At 61.2% G+C, this 16,954-nt stretch carries 16 protein-coding genes, 1 pseudogene and 2 riboswitches; of the genes and pseudogenes, 12 read left to right on the plus strand and 5 right to left on the minus strand.

Annotated features, from left to right (window positions below; all coding sequences use genetic code 11):
* Positions 1–3: 3 nt before the first annotated feature.
* On the minus strand, positions 4–1,074 hold the full coding sequence (gene cobW / locus ACFY68_RS20035) for a cobalamin biosynthesis protein CobW (RefSeq protein WP_387530813.1): 1,071 nt from the start codon (positions 1,072–1,074) through the stop codon (positions 4–6).
* A 99-nt stretch (positions 1,075–1,173) separates the two neighbouring features.
* Positions 1,174–1,385, minus strand: a riboswitch (cobalamin riboswitch).
* A gap of 151 nt (positions 1,386–1,536) precedes the next feature.
* Positions 1,537–1,759: riboswitch (cobalamin riboswitch) on the plus strand.
* Positions 1,760–1,866: 107 nt separating this feature from the next.
* On the opposite strand from cobW, the gene ACFY68_RS20040 reads away from it, so the two are divergent.
* From ACFY68_RS20040 to ACFY68_RS20070, 7 genes are all read left to right on the plus strand, one after another.
* Positions 1,867–2,052 (plus strand): CbtB-domain containing protein, encoded by a 186-nt coding sequence (locus ACFY68_RS20040; RefSeq protein ID WP_387530816.1) that lies wholly within the window; start codon positions 1,867–1,869, stop codon positions 2,050–2,052.
* A gap of 9 nt (positions 2,053–2,061) precedes the next feature.
* A complete protein-coding gene (locus tag ACFY68_RS20045; RefSeq protein WP_346614289.1) occupies positions 2,062–2,772 on the plus strand; it encodes a CbtA family protein in 711 nt (236 codons plus the stop codon).
* Between the two features lie 17 nt (positions 2,773–2,789).
* Positions 2,790–3,182 carry a cobalamin biosynthesis protein gene (locus tag ACFY68_RS20050; protein ID WP_387530880.1) on the plus strand — a complete coding sequence of 131 codons (393 nt, stop codon included), beginning with the start codon at positions 2,790–2,792 and terminating at the stop codon, positions 3,180–3,182.
* A gap of 31 nt (positions 3,183–3,213) precedes the next feature.
* Positions 3,214–3,966, plus strand: a complete 753-nt coding sequence (cobM, locus tag ACFY68_RS20055) for a precorrin-4 C(11)-methyltransferase (RefSeq protein ID WP_387530819.1) — start codon at positions 3,214–3,216, stop codon at positions 3,964–3,966.
* A 66-nt stretch (positions 3,967–4,032) separates the two neighbouring features.
* Complete coding sequence (locus ACFY68_RS20060) at positions 4,033–4,275, plus strand: DUF1272 domain-containing protein (RefSeq protein ID WP_387530822.1); 243 nt, start codon at positions 4,033–4,035, stop codon at positions 4,273–4,275.
* 224 nt (positions 4,276–4,499) lie between these two features.
* Positions 4,500–5,114: a response regulator transcription factor gene (locus ACFY68_RS20065; protein WP_346614293.1), complete on the plus strand. Its 615-nt coding sequence runs from the start codon at positions 4,500–4,502 to the stop codon at positions 5,112–5,114.
* 13 nt (positions 5,115–5,127) lie between these two features.
* Entirely contained in the window at positions 5,128–8,403 is a 3,276-nt protein-coding gene (locus ACFY68_RS20070; protein ID WP_387530826.1) for a transporter substrate-binding domain-containing protein, read from the plus strand.
* On the opposite strand, the gene ACFY68_RS20075 is transcribed toward ACFY68_RS20070, so the two are convergent.
* Positions 8,378–8,872 carry a methyl-accepting chemotaxis protein gene (locus tag ACFY68_RS20075; RefSeq protein WP_387530882.1) on the minus strand — a complete coding sequence of 165 codons (495 nt, stop codon included), beginning with the start codon at positions 8,870–8,872 and terminating at the stop codon, positions 8,378–8,380. The two genes, ACFY68_RS20070 and ACFY68_RS20075, sit on opposite strands and share 26 nt — an antisense overlap.
* Positions 8,873–8,914: 42 nt before the next feature.
* Positions 8,915–9,697 (minus strand): annotated as a pseudogene (locus ACFY68_RS20080) (PAS domain-containing protein); the annotation flags it as partial.
* A gap of 157 nt (positions 9,698–9,854) precedes the next feature.
* Here ACFY68_RS20080 and ACFY68_RS20085 point away from each other — a divergent pair.
* From ACFY68_RS20085 to ACFY68_RS20105, 5 genes are all read left to right on the plus strand, one after another.
* Positions 9,855–11,150, plus strand: coding sequence for a tyrosine-type recombinase/integrase (locus ACFY68_RS20085; protein WP_387530829.1), 1,296 nt, complete (start codon positions 9,855–9,857; stop codon positions 11,148–11,150).
* Between the two features lie 382 nt (positions 11,151–11,532).
* Complete coding sequence (locus ACFY68_RS20090) at positions 11,533–12,822, plus strand: hypothetical protein (protein ID WP_387530832.1); 1,290 nt, start codon at positions 11,533–11,535, stop codon at positions 12,820–12,822.
* Complete coding sequence (locus tag ACFY68_RS20095) at positions 12,819–13,421, plus strand: hypothetical protein (RefSeq protein ID WP_387530835.1); 603 nt, start codon at positions 12,819–12,821, stop codon at positions 13,419–13,421. The genes ACFY68_RS20090 and ACFY68_RS20095 overlap by 4 nt, the downstream gene beginning before the upstream one ends.
* The gene (locus tag ACFY68_RS20100) at positions 13,418–14,383 is read left to right on the plus strand and encodes a hypothetical protein (protein ID WP_387530838.1); all 966 of its coding nucleotides are present in this window, start codon (positions 13,418–13,420) and stop codon (positions 14,381–14,383) included. Before ACFY68_RS20095 ends, ACFY68_RS20100 begins: the two co-directional genes overlap by 4 nt.
* 3 nt (positions 14,384–14,386) lie before the next feature.
* Entirely contained in the window at positions 14,387–14,839 is a 453-nt protein-coding gene (locus ACFY68_RS20105) for a hypothetical protein (RefSeq protein ID WP_387530841.1), read from the plus strand.
* 45 nt (positions 14,840–14,884) lie between these two features.
* Here ACFY68_RS20105 and ACFY68_RS20110 read toward each other — a convergent pair whose 3' ends face one another.
* Together ACFY68_RS20110 and ACFY68_RS20115 are read right to left on the minus strand one after the other, a co-directional pair.
* Positions 14,885–15,760 carry a hypothetical protein gene (locus ACFY68_RS20110; protein WP_387530844.1) on the minus strand — a complete coding sequence of 292 codons (876 nt, stop codon included), beginning with the start codon at positions 15,758–15,760 and terminating at the stop codon, positions 14,885–14,887.
* A gap of 54 nt (positions 15,761–15,814) precedes the next feature.
* Positions 15,815–16,927 carry a hypothetical protein gene (locus ACFY68_RS20115; RefSeq protein ID WP_387530847.1) on the minus strand — a complete coding sequence of 371 codons (1,113 nt, stop codon included), beginning with the start codon at positions 16,925–16,927 and terminating at the stop codon, positions 15,815–15,817.
* Positions 16,928–16,954: the final 27 nt, after the last annotated feature.

The raw sequence follows: 16,954 nt of genomic DNA on the forward strand, positions 1-16,954 counted from the left end.
GGGTCAGGCGCCCAGGGCTTGGCGCAGGCGCGCTTCCAGTTGCGCGGCATCGAGGTCCTGGCCAATCAGTACCAGGCGCGTCATGCGCGGCTCGCCAGCGCGCCAGGCGCGGTCGAAGTGCTTGTCGAAACGGGTGCCGACGCCCTGGACCAGCAGGCGCATCGGCTTGCCGGGGATGGCTGCGAAACCTTTGGCACGCAGGATGCCGAACTCCACTACCAGCTGGGTCAGGGCGTCGAGCAGCAGGGCTTCGTCGGCTTCTGGCAGGTCGATGGAGATGGAATCGAAGGCGTCATGGTCGTGGTCATCATGATCGTCGTCGCCGTCATGGTGGGAGTCATGGTGGGTGCGACGGCCATCGATGTGCGCTTCCGACTCAGCGCCAACACCCAACAGCACGTCCAGCGGCAGGCGGCCGCTGCTGGCTTCGATCACCTTGACCGCAGGCGGCAGTTCTTCGGCGACTTCGGCGCGCACCTTGGCCAGGCCTTCGGCGTCGATCAGGTCGGCTTTGTTGAGGACCACCAGGTCGGCACTGGCCAACTGATCGGCGAACAGTTCGTGCAGCGGCGATTCGTGGTCCAGGTTGGGGTCGAGCTTGCGCTGGGCGTCGACCTGGTCGGGGTAGGCGGCGAAGGTGCCAGCGGCCACGGCCGGGCTGTCGACCACGGTGATTACCGCGTCGACGGTGCAGGCGTTACGGATTTCTGGCCACTGGAAGGCTTGTACCAACGGTTTTGGCAGGGCCAGGCCGCTGGTTTCGATGAGGATGTGGTCGAGGTCGCCGCGGCGGGCCACGAGTTCGCGCATCACCGGGAAGAACTCTTCCTGCACGGTGCAGCACAGGCAGCCGTTGGCCAGTTCGTAGACACGGCCGCTGGCCTCTTCCTCGCTGCAGCCGATGCTGCACTGCTTGAGGATTTCGCCGTCGATGCCGAGCTCACCGAACTCGTTGACGATGACCGCGATGCGACGGCCCTGAGCGTTGTCGAGCATGTGCCGGAGCAAGGTGGTCTTGCCAGAGCCGAGGAAGCCGGTGACGATTGTGACGGGGAGCTTGGCCAGTGTTTTCATGTCGCGTTGCCCTTGGCAGGATGGCGCGGGCATGCGGGACGAAAGCCTCGGGCCAGGCCGGCCGGGCTCGTTCGCCACCGGATCACCCCGCCCGGTTGAAAGTCGAAATCGTTGCGAGGCAGGTCTCCTGGCTTGCACCGTTCAGGCCCTGATCAGACAAGGGCCTGGCGGGATGACGCCTTCCCGCGCCTGGGCGCAGTGGCTGTGTCGATCCGTTGCCGGTACTTACAGTTGCGGGGGCAGCCGCGGCTTGTACCGCGTTCCCGTCTTAGCTTCGGTTTGGCCGAAGAACCTCGAAGCGGCAAGGCTACGCGGGGGGTGGCGGGTGGTCAACTCATGGCTTGAGATTTGTGGCACCCTCCCGACCGAGCACCGCCACTGCATTCAAGGAACCCCCTTCGCGCCCCACCCGCCTCCCCCCAACCCCATCAACCAATTGACGCCACCCCTGCCCCGTGCTCTCCTTACACCCTGCGTTCAGGTGCCCCCACGGGGGTGAAACGGGAAACCGGTGCGTCGCAGGCCCGACCAGGGCCCGACAACTCCGGTGCTGCCCCCGCAACGGTAAGCGAGCGAAGCGTCTAGACCACTGTGCCAGGCAGTACGGCATGGGAAGGTGACGCGTTCACAGGAGCCCTGCTCCTCCTCGCAAGCCCGGAGACCGGCCTGGCGTTCATGAACACCCCGCGGTGGGCGGGCGCTGTCGCATTCCCCTGGGCCATCCACGCCCGGGGCTGTCGCGCTCGCCTGTGCCCCGTTGCCCCTATAAAAAGCAAAGCAGAGGAACGCGACATGCCCATCACCAGCGCCAAACACACCATCGCCACCCCCGTTACCCTCAGCCAGCGCGTCATCATCGCCGCCGGCGCCAGCCTGCTCGGCCTGTGCCTGATCTACTTCGCCGGCTTCTCGCACATCGAAGCCGTGCACAACGCCGCCCACGACACCCGCCACAGCGCCGCATTCCCCTGCCACTGAGACCGCCCCATGATCAAGCGCATTGCCCGCACCGCCGGGTTCAGCGGCCTGCTTGCAGCGTTGCTGCTGACCCTGCTGCAAAGCTTCTGGGTCGCCCCGCTGATCCTCCAGGCCGAAACCTACGAATCGGCAGCCCCCGCCGCCGAGCACCATAGCCATGACGGCGAAGCGGCCGTTGCCCACGAACATGCAGCAGGTCATGAACACAGCGCCGAGGCCTGGTCGCCAGAAGACGGCTGGCAGCGCATCCTGTCCACCACCGGTGGCAACCTGGTCGTCGCAGTCGGTTTTGCCCTGATCCTCGCTGCGCTTTACAGCCTGCGTGAACCCAACCGCGTCAGCACAGGTGCGCTCTGGGGGCTGGCCGGCTTCGCCGTGTTCTGCCTGGCGCCCACCTTGGGCCTGCCGCCGGAGCTACCCGGCACCGCCGCCGCCGACCTCGGCCAGCGCCAAAGCTGGTGGATCGGCACCGCTGCCGCCACCGGGCTGGGGCTGGCGCTGCTGGTGTTCGCCCGGCATTGGCTGTTCAAGGTGATCGGCGTGGTCTTGCTGGCAGTACCCCACGTGATCGGTGCTCCGCAACCCGACGTCCACCAAAGCCTGGCCCCTGAGGCCCTGGAAACCCAGTTCAAGATCGCTTCCTGGGTAACCAATGCCGCCTTCTGGCTGGCCCTGGGCCTGCTCAGCGCCTGGCTGTACCGCCGCTCCAGCCACGCCTGATGGCAAACCAGCACCCACTGCCGGCACTGTACGCCGGCTTTGGTTGCCGCCGGGGCTGCCCGGTGGACGTGCTCGACACGCTGCTGCGTCAGGCCCTGGAAAGCCACGGCCTGGCGCTGGCAGCGCTGCGCGGCATTGCCAGCATCGATTTGAAGGCCGACGAGCCAGGCCTGCAACAACTCGCCAAACGTTACGGCTTACCGTTGAAGCTGTTCACCGCCAGCCAGCTGCACCCGTTCGAGCCCCTGCTCAGCCATCGCTCTGCGCTGGCCCACGCCCACAGCGGCTGTTGGGGTGTCGCGGAAAGTGCGGCCCTGGCCCTCGCGCACCTCGACCACGGCAACGCCAGGCTCCAGGTGACGCGGCGATCGCTTGGCCCTGCTACCCTCGCCCTCGCCTGCGGCGGATAATCGCTACATCCATTACCTGCAAGGAATCTTCATGACGGTCTACTTCATCGGCGCCGGCCCCGGCGACCCCGAGCTGATCACGGTCAAGGGGCAACGCCTGATCCGTCAGTGCCCGGTGATCATCTACGCCGGCTCTCTGGTGCCGACGGCAGTGCTCGAGGGCCATCAGGCCGAGACAGTCATCAACAGTGCCGAACTGCACCTGGACCAGATCATCGAGGCCATGCACACGGCCCATATAAAAGGCCAGGACGTGGCCCGGGTACACAGTGGCGACCCCAGCCTGTATGGCGCCATCGGGGAACAGATCCGCCATCTGCGCGAGCTGAATATCGACTACCAGATCATCCCCGGAGTTACGGCCACCGCCGCCAGCGCCGCATTGCTGGGCTGCGAACTGACCCTGCCAGAGGTCGCGCAAACGGTGATTCTCACCCGTTACGGCGACAGCTCACCCATGCCTGCAGGCGAACAACTGAGCGACCTGGCGCGCCATGGCAGTACCTTGGCCATCCACCTGGGGGTCAAGCACCTGGCACGTATCGTCGACGAACTTGTGCCCCATTACGGTCTCGACTGCCCGGTCGCCGTGGTGCACCGTGCAACTTGGCCGGACCAGGATTGGGCCCGCGGCACGCTTGGCACTATCGTCGAACAGGTGGCCGCCAAGGGCTTTCGCCGCACGGCGCTGATCCTCGTCGGCCACGTGCTCGGGGACGCGCCGTTCGCCGCGTCAGCCTTGTACCGCGCAGGGCACGCACACCTCTATCGCCCGGGTGATTGACCGTTGCCAACCCGACAGGGGCCGTAGCAGACTCCAGGTTCCATTGCGCGAACCGGAGTCACGCCCATGCTCGAGCTACGCCCCAATTGTGAATGCTGCGACATTGATCTTGCGGGCGACAGCCCTGAAGCGCTGATCTGCTCGTTCGAATGCACCTTCTGCCGCAACTGTGCCGAAACCCGCTTCCAGGGCCGCTGCCCAAATTGCGCCGGCCAGTTGCTGGCCCGCCCACCGCGCGTCGGCCAGGCACTCAGCAACAACCCCGCCTCCACCCAGCGCGTGTCGAAGCCTCACGCCGCCTGCGCATAAGCAGCTACCGAGGGCAGGCAGCGTCGAAATGCCCCTGACGATGCCCGCCCTCCGCCGTTTTTGTAGGATTTTTCAACAAAGTCAGCCCGCTTAGTCAACAGATCTATACTCGCCATTATCAAGGCGTCGGAATGGAAGTATCGTGCTGCGCTGCAGAAAGACCTTGCAGACGTATTCCTGATCAACCCCGGGAAACGGACCACATTTCGACAGGAGTTTTCCTCATGACAACCGTGCTGATCGTCGACGATCACTCTACCGTCCGCTTCGCGCTGCGCATGTTGCTTGAGCGCGAGCGCTTTCAAGTTATCGGTGAGGTCGACAATGGGAGTGAAGTTGGCCAGGTAGCACGCAACCTGCAACCGGATGTGGTGGTACTGGACATCGGGCTTCCGGGGCTTGATGGCATGGAGGTGATCAAGCGCCTGCAGCAGCTACCCAAAGTGCCAAGGATCATGGTGCTGACCGGGCAAGCCACCGACCTGTACGTACGCCGCTGCCTGGACGCCGGCATTGGCGCCTTCGTGACCAAGGATGAAGACCTCGAGGCTGTCGTCTTTGCACTCAAGGCGCTGGTGAAAGGCTATTCAACCTTTCCGCAGATGTCGGTCAACAGCAATTCGCTGGAAAGCGAGGCAGCGCGGCTGGGCAGCCTGTCAAACCGCGAGATGGAGGTACTGCGGCGCCTGGCTCGTGGCGAGAACAACAAGAACATTGGCCATTGCATGAACCTCAGTGCCAAGACCATCAGCACTTACCGTGGACGGATCATGGACAAGCTCAAGACTGAATCATTGGTGGAAATGGTTGACCTGGCCACGCGCAACTACGTCAAGTAGGCACCCAATCGCCATGAAACGCTCGCTGGCAGGCTTGCTCATGGCCATCGGCCTGCTCTGCTGCTCACCTGCAACCCTCGCCGACGCCGAGCCACGGCAGCTGCTGGCGCGCTCCATCAGTGCTGCGCCACCGCTGCAACTGGGCAGCGAAGACCGGCAATGGCTGCAGCAACGCAAGGTTTTGCTGCTGGGGAGCTCCCGCCCCGATTACCCGCCGTTCGATATCAACATCAGCCAGGCCGACTATGAAGGCCTCAGCGCAGACTATGCCGGGCTGATTGCCGAGCAACTGGGCATATCGATCGAAGTCAGGCGGTTTTCCAACCGCCATGAGGCGATCGCTGCCCTGCGTGATGGCAAGATCGACTTACTGGGCAGCTCCAACGGCTTCGAAGCCGCCGATGCCCAGCTAAGCCTGAGCCTGCCCTACGCCGACGACTTGCCGGTCATCGTTACCCGCGAAGGGCGCACCCTGAAAAACGACAAAGACCTCGCCGGCCTGCGCCTGGCAATGGTCGATCATTACTTGCCGGGCGAAACGGTCCGCGCGCGCTACCCCAAGGCTCAGCTGAGTTTCTATCGCTCTACCCTGGCCGGCCTGGCCGCGGTTGAGATGGGCGATGCGGATGCGTACCTGGGCGATGCCATCAGTACCGACTATCTCATCGGCAAAAGCTACCAGGGCCTGGTGAGAATCGACCATTTCTGCCAGGTGCCTCCCGGCAGTTTCTCTTTCGCCTTGGCCAGTGACAACCCACGCCTTCGTCGCCTGGTCGATACAGCCTTGGCGAGGATCACCGAAAGTGAACGTTTGAGCATCCTGCGCCGCTGGAGCAGCGGCAACACCAGCATCCTGCTCGAGCGTCACTTGTCAGCGATCAGCGCTGAAGAGCAGGCCTGGATCGATCGCAACCCGACGGTCAGCGTACTGATCGACACGGCACTCGCCCCGCTGACCTTCAACGATGCCCGCCAGCAACCGACAGGTATTACCATCGACCTGCTCAAGCGGATCAGCTTGCGCACCGGGCTGCAGTTCAAGTTCATCGAGCGCAATGCCGTGCAGACCATGGTCGAGCAGGTGGCACGTGGCGAGGCGCAAATGATCGGTGCCTTGGGTTACGGCGCGCAGCGTGCGGCCCAGCTGCGTTATACCCGCCCCTACCTGGTGAGCCCGCGGGTCCTGGTAACGCGCAACCAGGCGGGGTGGCAAGTGCAAGCCAGAGACCTTGATGGCCAGCGCATTGCCGTAGTGCGTGGCTCCCCCTTGCGCGCCGAAGTGCAGCGCCGCTACCCCGAGGCCAAGGTCGTCGAGGTGAACAACCCCCTGAGGCTCATGGAAGCCGTGGCCAACGACAGCGCTGACGTCGCCTACAGCAGCCACATCAATGCTACGTACTACATCAACCACGTCTTCAAGGATAAGTTGCGTATTGCCAGTGTGCTCGGCGAAAACCCGGCCATGGCAGCGTTCGCCGTCGCCCCCGGCCAACCGCAACTGCAGGCCATCCTCGACAAGGCCCTGCTGAGCATCCCGCCCGAGGAGCTGGACCAATTGATCAACCGATGGCGCACCAGCAGCCTGGTCAGCGACAGCCCATGGCGCAATTACCGTACGCTGGCGCTGCAGGTACTGGTGCTGTCTGCACTGGTGCTGGCCGGCGTGGTGTTCTGGAACAGCTACCTGCGCAAGCTCATCCACCAGCGCACAGAAGCCCAACGCGCGCTGCAGGAGCAGCTGGCACTGAGCCGCGGGCTGCTCGAACAACTGCGCCAGGCGAAAGACGACGCAGAGCAGGCGAGCCATACCAAGAGCACCTTCCTGGCAACCATGAGCCACGAGATCCGCACCCCCATGAATGCGGTGATCGGCCTGCTCGAATTGGCGCTCGAAGACGGCCGAGCCGGGCGCTGCGACGTCCTGGCGCTGCAGACCGCGCACGATTCGGCCATTGGCCTGCTGGGGTTGATCGGCGACATTCTGGATATCTCACGCGTCGAATCCGGCCATATGACCCTGCAACCGGCGGCTACCGACCTGGTTGAACTGGTACGCAGCACCTTGAGGGTTTTCGAGGGCAATGCACGAACCAAGGGCCTACGCCTGCAGAGTGAATTGCCTGACGCGCCCGCCTGGGTACTGGCAGACGCCCTGCGGCTCAAGCAAGTTCTTTCCAACCTGTTGAGCAATGCCATCAAATTCACCGACCGCGGCGAGGTGCAAACCAGCCTGGTGATTCAGCCGGCAACCGCAGGCAATGCCGTGCTGGTCGAGCTGAGCGTGCGCGACACCGGCATTGGCATTGGCCCGGCGGACCAGGCGCGGCTGTTCAGTGCCTTCGCCCAGGCGCAAGGCCCGCGGGCACGCCAAGGCGCAGGCCTGGGCCTGGTCATCAGCCGGACCCTGGCCGAGCTGATGGGCGGCACACTGAGCCTGCAAAGCGTCGAAGGCGTAGGTACCAAGGTGCTGGTCGAACTTCGACCTCCCGCCAGCGAAGCGCCCGCCCCCGCCGAGGCCGAAACGCCGGCCCAGGAAGGCGAACACGGCCCGCTGAACATCCTGGTGGTGGATGATTACCCCGCCAATTTGCTGCTGCTGGAAAAACAGCTGACCACCTTGGGCCATCGGGTGACCTTGGCAGAAAACGGCCAAACGGCTCTGGATCAATGGCAGCAAGCAGCGTTCGACCTGGTGATCACCGATTGCAGCATGCCGGTCATGGATGGCCACGACCTGACCCGCAGGATTCGTCAGCAGGAGCAGGCGCTTGGTCTGCCCGCCTGCAAGATTCTCGGGATTACCGCCAATGCTCAAGCAGAGGAGCGCGAGCGCTGCCTCGCCAGCGGCATGGACGATTGCCTGTTCAAGCCACTCGGCCTGCGCACCCTCGCAGCCCATCTACCGCAGGCCCACCCCGGTGCTGCTGCATGTGTGCCAAGTGGGAGCGGTTTCAACCTGAACGAGCTGCGCCACCTCACCCAGGACGACGAGCAACTGGTGCGGCGCCTGCTCGAGCAGCTGTCGCAAAGCGCCAGCGAAGACCTGGCCGCGCTGCATGCGTTGGGCGCAGCACCGGACCGCGACGCGGTGCGCGCGGTGGCCCACCGCATCAAGGGCGGCGCCAAAATGCTCAAGGTGCGCGCGGTAGTGCGCGATTGCGAAGCCATCGAACAAGCCCAGGCCGAGGGCTTGCCGACCGACGCGCTGCAGTTGCGGCTTAAAACCAGCCTGCAGGCCCTGCAGCGCGAACTGGCGGATGCCCTCAGTGCAATTGCAGCGTCGAGTTGATCTGGCTGATGGCATCGACCACGTGGCGTGAGCCCTGCTGGATTTCCATGATCACCGTGCCGGCCTCGTTCGCCAAGGCAACGCCTCGCCCCGTACGCGTCAGGCTCGACTGCATGCTGGCCACTGCGGTGAGCGAAAGGTCATGGTTCTGCCGCACCACATCGACAATTTCCAAGGTGGCCTTGCTGGTCCTTGCAGCCAGGCTGCGCACCTCGTCGGCGACCACGGCGAAGCCGCGACCATGCTCACCGGCGCGGGCCGCCTCGATGGCGGCATTCAAGGCCAGCAGGTTGGTCTGGTCGGCGATGCCGCGGATAGTCAAAACGATCTGCCCAATCACATCCGACTGTTTACTGACCGCATCGATGCTGCGCGCCGCGTCATTCAGCTCCTGGGAAATCTGTTCGATAACCTGCACCGTCTGCTGCACCACCTCGGTACCCTTGCGGGCGCAGGCGTCGGTCTGCACAGAGCTGGCATGCGCCGCTTCGGCCGCGCTCTGCTGAGTGCTGACCTGCGCAGTGATGTCGCTGGCGAACTTGACCACTTTGTAAAGCCGGCCCTTGCTGTCGAAGATCGGGTTGTAGGAAGCCTCCAGGTACACCGTCTGGCCTTGCTTGTTGACCCGCTCGAAGCGATGCGAGTGGTATTCGCCGCGGTTCAGCGACGCCCAGAATTCGCGGTACCCGGCCGACTCGCGCTCATGCGCCAGGCAGAACAGCCCATGATGGCGGCCAACTACCTCTTCCAGGCGGTACCCCATGGTCGTGAGGAAATTCTGGTTGGCCTTGATCACCCGCCCCTGCGGGTTGAACTCGACCACGGCCATGGAGCGGCCGATGGCTTTGAGCAGGCTCTGGCTTTCGTGCTCATCCTTTACCCGCTGGCTGATATCGGACGCCACCTTGATCACGCTGGTGACGTGCTGCAGCTCATCACGCACCGGCATGTAGCTGGCTTCGAGCCACACCTCGCGGCCCGCCTTGTCGATACGTTCGAATGTCCCGCTGATGGCTTTGCCTTCCCCCAGCTCCCGCCACAACTGCTGGTACTCGGCCGTTTTCACGTAGGCCGGGTCGCAGAACAGCCGGTGGTGCTTGCCGCGCAATTCTTCGACGGTATAACCCATGGTCTGGCAGAAATGGGCATTGGCGTCGAGGATCGTGCCATCAGGCGCAAACTCGATCATTGCCATGGAACGGCTGATCGCCGCGAGCTTTGCCTGGGCTTCGGCAAGGGCTTGGCGAGTGCGCTGAATTTCGATCAAATCTGACTTGCGATGGAAATCGAACATCCTGTCGCTGCTCCCCTAACCACCCATAAAACCCTTGATTTATGGCGCTTGGTGAATCCAAGATACTCCAATATACGCACTTGTCCAGCGGAATATCTCGTTTCCGTGGTAGTATTTCAGCACATTTTCATACCAGCTCCAGACGCGGATACCACCAGTGCCTCAAGACCAGAAACAACGGGTCAGCAGCGATGCCGACGCCCGCGATATCACCACACCTGGCAAGTACCCTGTAGGCTCAGTGCCGGGCGTCTTCCTGCATGTCACCCCCACTGCCAAGGTCTGGCGCTTGCGGTATCGCCTGCATGGCGTCGGCGGCCTTTACACGATAGGCAAGTTTCCCGATATCAGCCATGCCAGGGCCTGCGAACTGGGCCAGGAAGCGCGCACCCTGGTGGCCGAAGGCGTCAAGCCACTGGCTGCCAAGAAGGAACGCATCGCCGCACAGCTGGAAAAGGAGCAGTGGACGTTCCAGCGGGTCACGGACCTTTGGCTTATCTACAAGTCGGACAAGGCTGCCAAGACCCAGGCCGGCTACCGCTCGGTGCTGAACAACCACATTCTGCCGCGCCTCGGCAGCACCCAGGTCGACCGCCTGCAGTACATCCAGCTGCGCGACCTAATTCTGGGCCTGGACCAATACCCCGCCGTCGCCAAGCAGGCACATAATGTGGTGCGCGGCATACTCGAATACGCCATCGACCTGGGCGTACTCAAGGAGAACATCGCCGCCCGCCGCATCAACCTGGTCAAGCGCCCGAAAACCGTGCACCACGCGGCGATAGAAACTGTCGACGCACTCAAGGAATTCATCGGTCGCCTGCACAATACAAACAGCAGTACGGTCGTCTCGGCGCTGTGGCTGGCTCTGCTCTTGGCGCCCCGGCCGGCTGAACTGACGCACATGCGATGGGAGCAGTTGGACCTGGATAAAGGCGAATGGCGCTATCGGATGACCAAGACCCACAAAGACCACGTCGTGATGCTGCCCGACCAGGCCATCGGCCAATTGCGCCTACTCCAGGAACGTCAGACAAGAGGCCAGATTGCACAGCTGTCGACCCCATTCGGCCAGCCCGTCAAACCAACTGTGCCTACTGGCTGGGTGCTCCCCTCCCCGCAGCGAGCCGGCCGCCCTATCGCTTCCGTGTCGTTGCTCCGACAGATTCGCGCCCTGGGCTACACCAGCGACGAACTGACCGCCCATGGGTTTCGCGCCACCCTGCTCTCGATAGGCGGTGAAGTTCTGGGGCTGGACCGGATCATCATGAATCTACACCTGGGACACAAGATGCCAGGCACACTTGGCGCCACCTACGACCGAGCGGCGTACCTGCCGCAACGACGTGAAATGCTACAACGCTGGGCCGATTACATAGAGGGGTTGTGGAGCGAAGTTACAGAGCACGGCACGCTAAACAACTACAACCCCGCCTACGACGCGAATTGGTAGAAACACAGCAGACTAAAGATGGATTTCGGGCCGCAGCATTGGCGTAGCGTGGTGCTACACCCCACAAGCTCGGAAGCCAAGCCCTTAACTTAAATATTTATGTAAAATTAGACTTAAAACTTAGTTATTAAGCCGTGTCGGAATACAATTTACGCCTGCTCTGAGATTCTTGATGGGGTAAAGGCATCAAGTGATGCGATCTTAGGCACAACATATCAAGGGGCGCAGCCGCTCTAGCACAGCACTTCTACTTATTTTTGATATGTTTGATAAGATAATCAGAGATGTTTATCGAAGTGACTTCCTTGGTCAAAAGTATTGGGGTGTACCACTGCGCGCCCTCGGCGCTGCCGACGCCTTCTTCAAGTCGATCAACGCCGGCATGGAAACCTACTCACTGGCCTACCGCACCGCAGTCGGTGAAGGCCTGAAAGGCGATGCCCTCGGTGCCCGGGTTAAGGATTTGGTGGCCAACCCCACCGACAAGATGAAGGAAGGCGCCCGCGCTGCTGCCGAGTTCCAGACCTTTACCGACAAGTCCGGCGCTGTCATCAACATGCTCAACGGTGCCAAGAACAGGATCCCCCTTGGGGTAGGCAACGTGGTCGCACCGTTCGTGAAGACGCCCGGCAAGATCCTCGCTTACAACGTGAAGCACACCCCGTTGCTGACCTACTTGTTTGAGGATTCACGCAAGGCCTCTGGCACTGGCGGTGCTGCCCATGAGCAGGTACTGGCACGGCAGGCAATAGGTTCACTGGTCTACTCCCTCGGTGCTATGGGGGCCGCCGCTGGCGTACTGACTGGTGCAGGCCCAAGCGACGATACTGAGCGCCGGGCATGGCTCGCTGCCGGGAACCAGCCGCTGTCTATCAAGATCAATGGCGAGTGGTATTCCTTCGCCCGTATTGAGCCCTTAGCAACGCTGTTCGGTATCAGTGCCGACGTGTACCAGAACTACAAGGATGGCGACACCACAGCCGCCGCGTTCACCAAGGCCCTGTCCGGCAACTTCTTGTCGAAGACATGGCTGCAGGGCCTGTCAAAAGCTGTGCAGGCAATTGCAGACCCTGACAGGTACGGCGCCGGTTGGGTGAACAGCACCGGGGCCACGCTGGCGAACCCTTGGACTATTGGCGCACAAGCCGCCCGTATTGGCGACGACTACAAGCGGCAGGCGGACTTCAAGAGCTTCACCGACCAGCTCAAGTACAGAACGCCGTTCCTGCGCGAATCCTTGCCGATCAAGCTGGACCACTTCGGCGCACCAATGGAAGAGAACGAACGCCAGTGGCATGGCTTCGGGCCAATCACCCGCAGCAAACCCAGCGACGACCCTGTGCGCATAGAAGCCGCTCGCCTTGGCTGGGCGCCCGGTAGGCAACAGGACTACTTCTCCTACAAGGGGCAGCGCCGCGACATGACGCCGGAGCAGGTGTATGAGCGCAACCAGGTGGCCGGCCAGATGATCCACCGCGCAGCCACCAAACTGATGCGTAGTACAGCCTGGCAACGCATGGACGACGACCAGCGCCGGGAAACCTTGGACAAACTCACCAGCCGGGTTCGCAGTGCCGTCAAGGTCGCCATGATCCCGTGGGTGGTAGCAGGAAAACGCGGACCGCTCGACCGCCTCAAGGGCAGCAACAACATTGAGGTATCCAAGAAATGAACGACGTGAACTTTGATGTGAGCCGGCTCAGCCAGCTGCGCCACGAGTGCGAGCTACACAACATCGACCTGAGTCGGGTCAAAATTGTACCTGTCGCCGCTGATAGTCGCCGTCCAGAGGCAAAGAACGAGGACGGTGTGGTGGTGGCCGGAGCCTACCGGGAGTACGTCGTACAGTTCGACAAGCCACTGGTGGATGTCAGCAACTTTTGCCCCGAGGTCCCCACGCAGAAGAACGCCCGCTCTGTGCACCAAGCCGAGGGGCTGGCGTTACTCTGGGCGAAGCGGATCCAGATCGCTGAGCGCGTAACTGTGCGTCATGGCGCGGTTGTCGGCTGGGATTCCACGCGCATCAACCGCGAGCCGATCACCGCCGAGGAAATGGACCGCTACCGTGCACGCCTCAAGGAAGCGGCACTGCAAGCCAAGATCGCCCGCGAGCTGCGCGATGCCGTTAAAGAGCGTCAGGCGCAAGCCAACCAGCGCGCCCACGACGATCTGGTTGCGCGCTACCCGGGCACCGTCGTTGCACCCTGCGAGAAGAAAACGCCCGTCGATGTGCCGGGCCCGGTCGCATCCCTGAAAGGTAAATCGAAATGAGTGACGAAACCTTTGATGTTGCAGCCTTCGCTGCGCAGGCCACTGGCACCACCGGCATCAGCGATGACGCCGGGCTCGATCAAGTTGTGCCGGATCGACTGGCTGATGATTTGGACGCGTATGCCGACCACGCCCAGCAGCGTGACCAACATCTGGCTGATGACGATGACCCAGACGACGCCGAGCAGGTAGACCCCACCGGCCTCAAGAACAAGTCTGTGCCACTGGGCGCCCTGCAGGAAGAGCGCATGCGCCGCAAGGAAGCGCAGGATCAGGCCGCACAGTTGCAACAGCAGCTCGGCCAGTTGCAGGCCTACCAGCAGCAGGTGCAAGCGTTCCTCGCGCAGCAGCAACAGGCCCAGCTTGAAGCACAGATTCCGGCGTTTGAGGATGACCCCGAAGGCCACCTGAACGCCGTCAAGGCGCAGATGGCAAACGAGCTTGGTCAGATGCGCAACCAGCTGGAAACACAGCAGCGTGTGGCGCAGTTCTCAGCACAGCTGCAACAGGAGGTCACGGCGATGGCGCCAGCTATTTCGTCGGCGGAAGACGAAATGCGCGCCGAAGTCGGCAGCCACTACGACGAGGCATGTGAGCATGTGAACCGGCTGGCAATGGAGCGCATGCGGCAGCTGCACCCGTACGCCGACCCGCAGGCACTAGAGCAGACGAAAAACGCAGCGGTCATTCAGTTTATGCGCGACCATGTGTCTCGGGGCGAATCACCAGCGCGGACCATCTGGAACCTCGCGCAGCAGCTCGGTTTTGTGCCGTCTGGTCAGCGTGTGCCAGGGCAAGAGCGCAAGGCACCGCCCACCAGCCTGTCTACTGTGCCAGCCGCAGGACGCGCCCCAGATCAGCGGGGCCGACTGACTGCCAAGGACATTGCGAGCATGCCGCAGGACGAGTTCGACCAGATGTTTGAGTCGATGCGGCGTGGTGCCACGCAGATGCCGGTGTGAGCCATGAACTCGCTGACCGAAGCACAGGCTGAGCGGCTGTTGGAGCAGCTGCAGATGGTCGCAGAACAGGCACCGATGGAACTGCGCCCCAAGCGCAGGGCGATTGTCAGGGGTATACGCTGTGCCCTTGATGCCGTGGCCGAGGGCTTGTCCCCCGACGACATGCGTAGCGCGATGCTGGCTGAACTCGGTATCACCTACCAGGGCGGCCAGCGGACGCCTACACCGAAGCGGGAACCACTGGTGCCGTACGCCGATCCGCTGCCACTGGACGCGGCGATCATCGAGCTATGGAACGTCGGCAAAAGCGTTACCGCCATCTGCGCCGAGCTGGGGTGCACTGACACGGTGGTCGACCGCGTGCGCAAGTGGTGCAGTAACGCAGCGGTTGGCATACAGCCTGATGCAAGGCAGCGGGGTTGCGTTCTAGGTAGGCAACAAGCGAACGACCACTGAGGCGCCGGGCACAATTGAAAAGGGCGCCATGATCGGCGCCCAGGCTTACTCCCGGTCTGATAGACGCTTTATGACTCTCACCCATCGGTCAGTGCTAGAGATGGTGTAGACAAACCTTTCCTGCCGCTGCAGTCCATCATTGCTTTTGTAAGAAACGGTCAGTACTCCAGATACATCCTCAGCCTGGTTAATGTATCTGAGTTGTATATGACCATTGCTATCGACGTTAATCGCATCAAATGTAACCGTGCTGCTATCGCCAATTGGTGGAACAAACGTAGCTTTCACATCATAAGCAGGAGCACTTGAAGGGGAAATTCTGAGGGTCATGCCGCTCCAGGTACCTGCGAATGTTGCTCCGTTGCGAGCACCAGTATTACCGAAGGTGAAATTGGCGCGCCCGACCCGCTCAGCTTCCTGCATCTGTAGCTCTAAAGCTGCTTCCTGTGCTTTGATCTGCTTGGTTGCAACGCTTGCCATAGTGGCTTGGTGTTCAACTGTTTTCTTGAGCTCGTCGGCTTGATCCTTGAGCGCTTTGGTGCTCATACGTAGTTCTTCCCCTTGTTGCAGGAAGCCCAAGACCAGCCAGAGGAACGCCACAGGGCCGAAGGCACCGGCGAGGAAGTCGCCCACCTCATTGAGGGGCATGCTTCCCAATGTGTCGATGCGACCCCAAGTCAGCTCTCCGATACTGACTAAGTAGATAAGAGTGAGGGCGCCACCAATCTCTGTTATATGCTGCCGTACGTGCCAGTCTTCCTGCCCACGATATTTTCTGACCATGCGCCCAAGCACCACTCCCGTAACTACGGCTGCGACCAGCAACGCAACGGTCGGCGGCCCATAGACCCAGCCTTCATCCGGCACTACAGGTGGAGTGCTCCAGAACACACCACCCACCGGTTCCCACAAACCCGCCATTGCAACCCCTTTGCTCTATCCGTGGCACACAGCAACGCCCTTGTCGTTGTCGTGTCACTCCGATGCTTTCTGCGGCTTGGTCTTCGAGACTTCTACCTTCTTCAGCAACTCCATGATTATTTCTTGTGTATTAATCGGGAAGGGATCGGCCCCGACCTTGGAAAAATCCCTGCCAGCAAAAATTTTCGAGGCAATAGCGATCTTGATTTTGTGCTGCTCCTCGTCTGGGAGAGATGCTACAAAGGGCGAAAGAGCTTTTAGGTCAAGTGATGTTTGCAGGTGTTGATATTGTTGCTCCCGGTGTTTAGCCGATTCCCTTGCAAGGTATGCTGCTGGTACGGAAAGCAAAAAAGTCAGGGAAACGCGGAATAATGACTCCTGCCAATTACTCGAATGCCCTATCAGCGTATAGATCAAACATAGAGCTATCACAACCATGCACACTAAGGACCAAAAACGCAGGCGGTCAGCCATTTTCTTTTCCTCAGCAGCACTCTTTTCGTAGTCGCCGGCGATTGCCCTGCCTGAGACATGGCCGAGTATGCCATCAATCTCCGTCTTTTTTACTCCGACTTCCCGAAGTGCATCCGCATAGGTCGAAGTAATTTTGTCGATCTCTCCTTGCGCAGCTCCTTCGAGATCTTCAAGGCGACTCGTTAGGCTGGCAATTCGCAACTCATTTTCATTCAAAAGTTTCTTGACTCGCTGATCATGCCTCTCTTGTTCGTCGATAAAAGCCTTAAGTCTTGTACCGTCGTTGCTATAGTTGATGGTATCGGCTTTTTGCGATGCAGCCTCTTGAGTGGAGCTCTTGATTTTTTGAAGGGGCGCTAAGCCAAGGGGGCTTGATTCTACGGTAATTCTAAGCTCAACGGCTTTTTCAAGAAGTCTCCTTCCAGCTGCCTTAAAATCGTTATTGCTTAATTTAGAGGATTCATGCCCTACCGCTTCCCCATATACACCGGCTGTTCGTGCATGGAGAAGTACCGCCTCCATGTTCCCAGCGTTATACGCGTCGGCGAGAAGATTCAAATGCTGGAACAAGGTCTCGAACGCTGCTTTCAGGTCCTTTTGCACGGGTGTGTCGCCCAACAGACTTCTGAAACGATCTGCCATAGCCTCTGTTTCATTTGCCACTATAAGAATCTTTTGTAGTTCTTCGTCCATAGATAGTCTCTTGAGCAACATGCTGAT

It is taken from the genome of Pseudomonas sp. NPDC012596 (assembly GCF_042902325.1).
Classification (GTDB): Bacteria; Pseudomonadota; Gammaproteobacteria; order Pseudomonadales; family Pseudomonadaceae; genus Aquipseudomonas.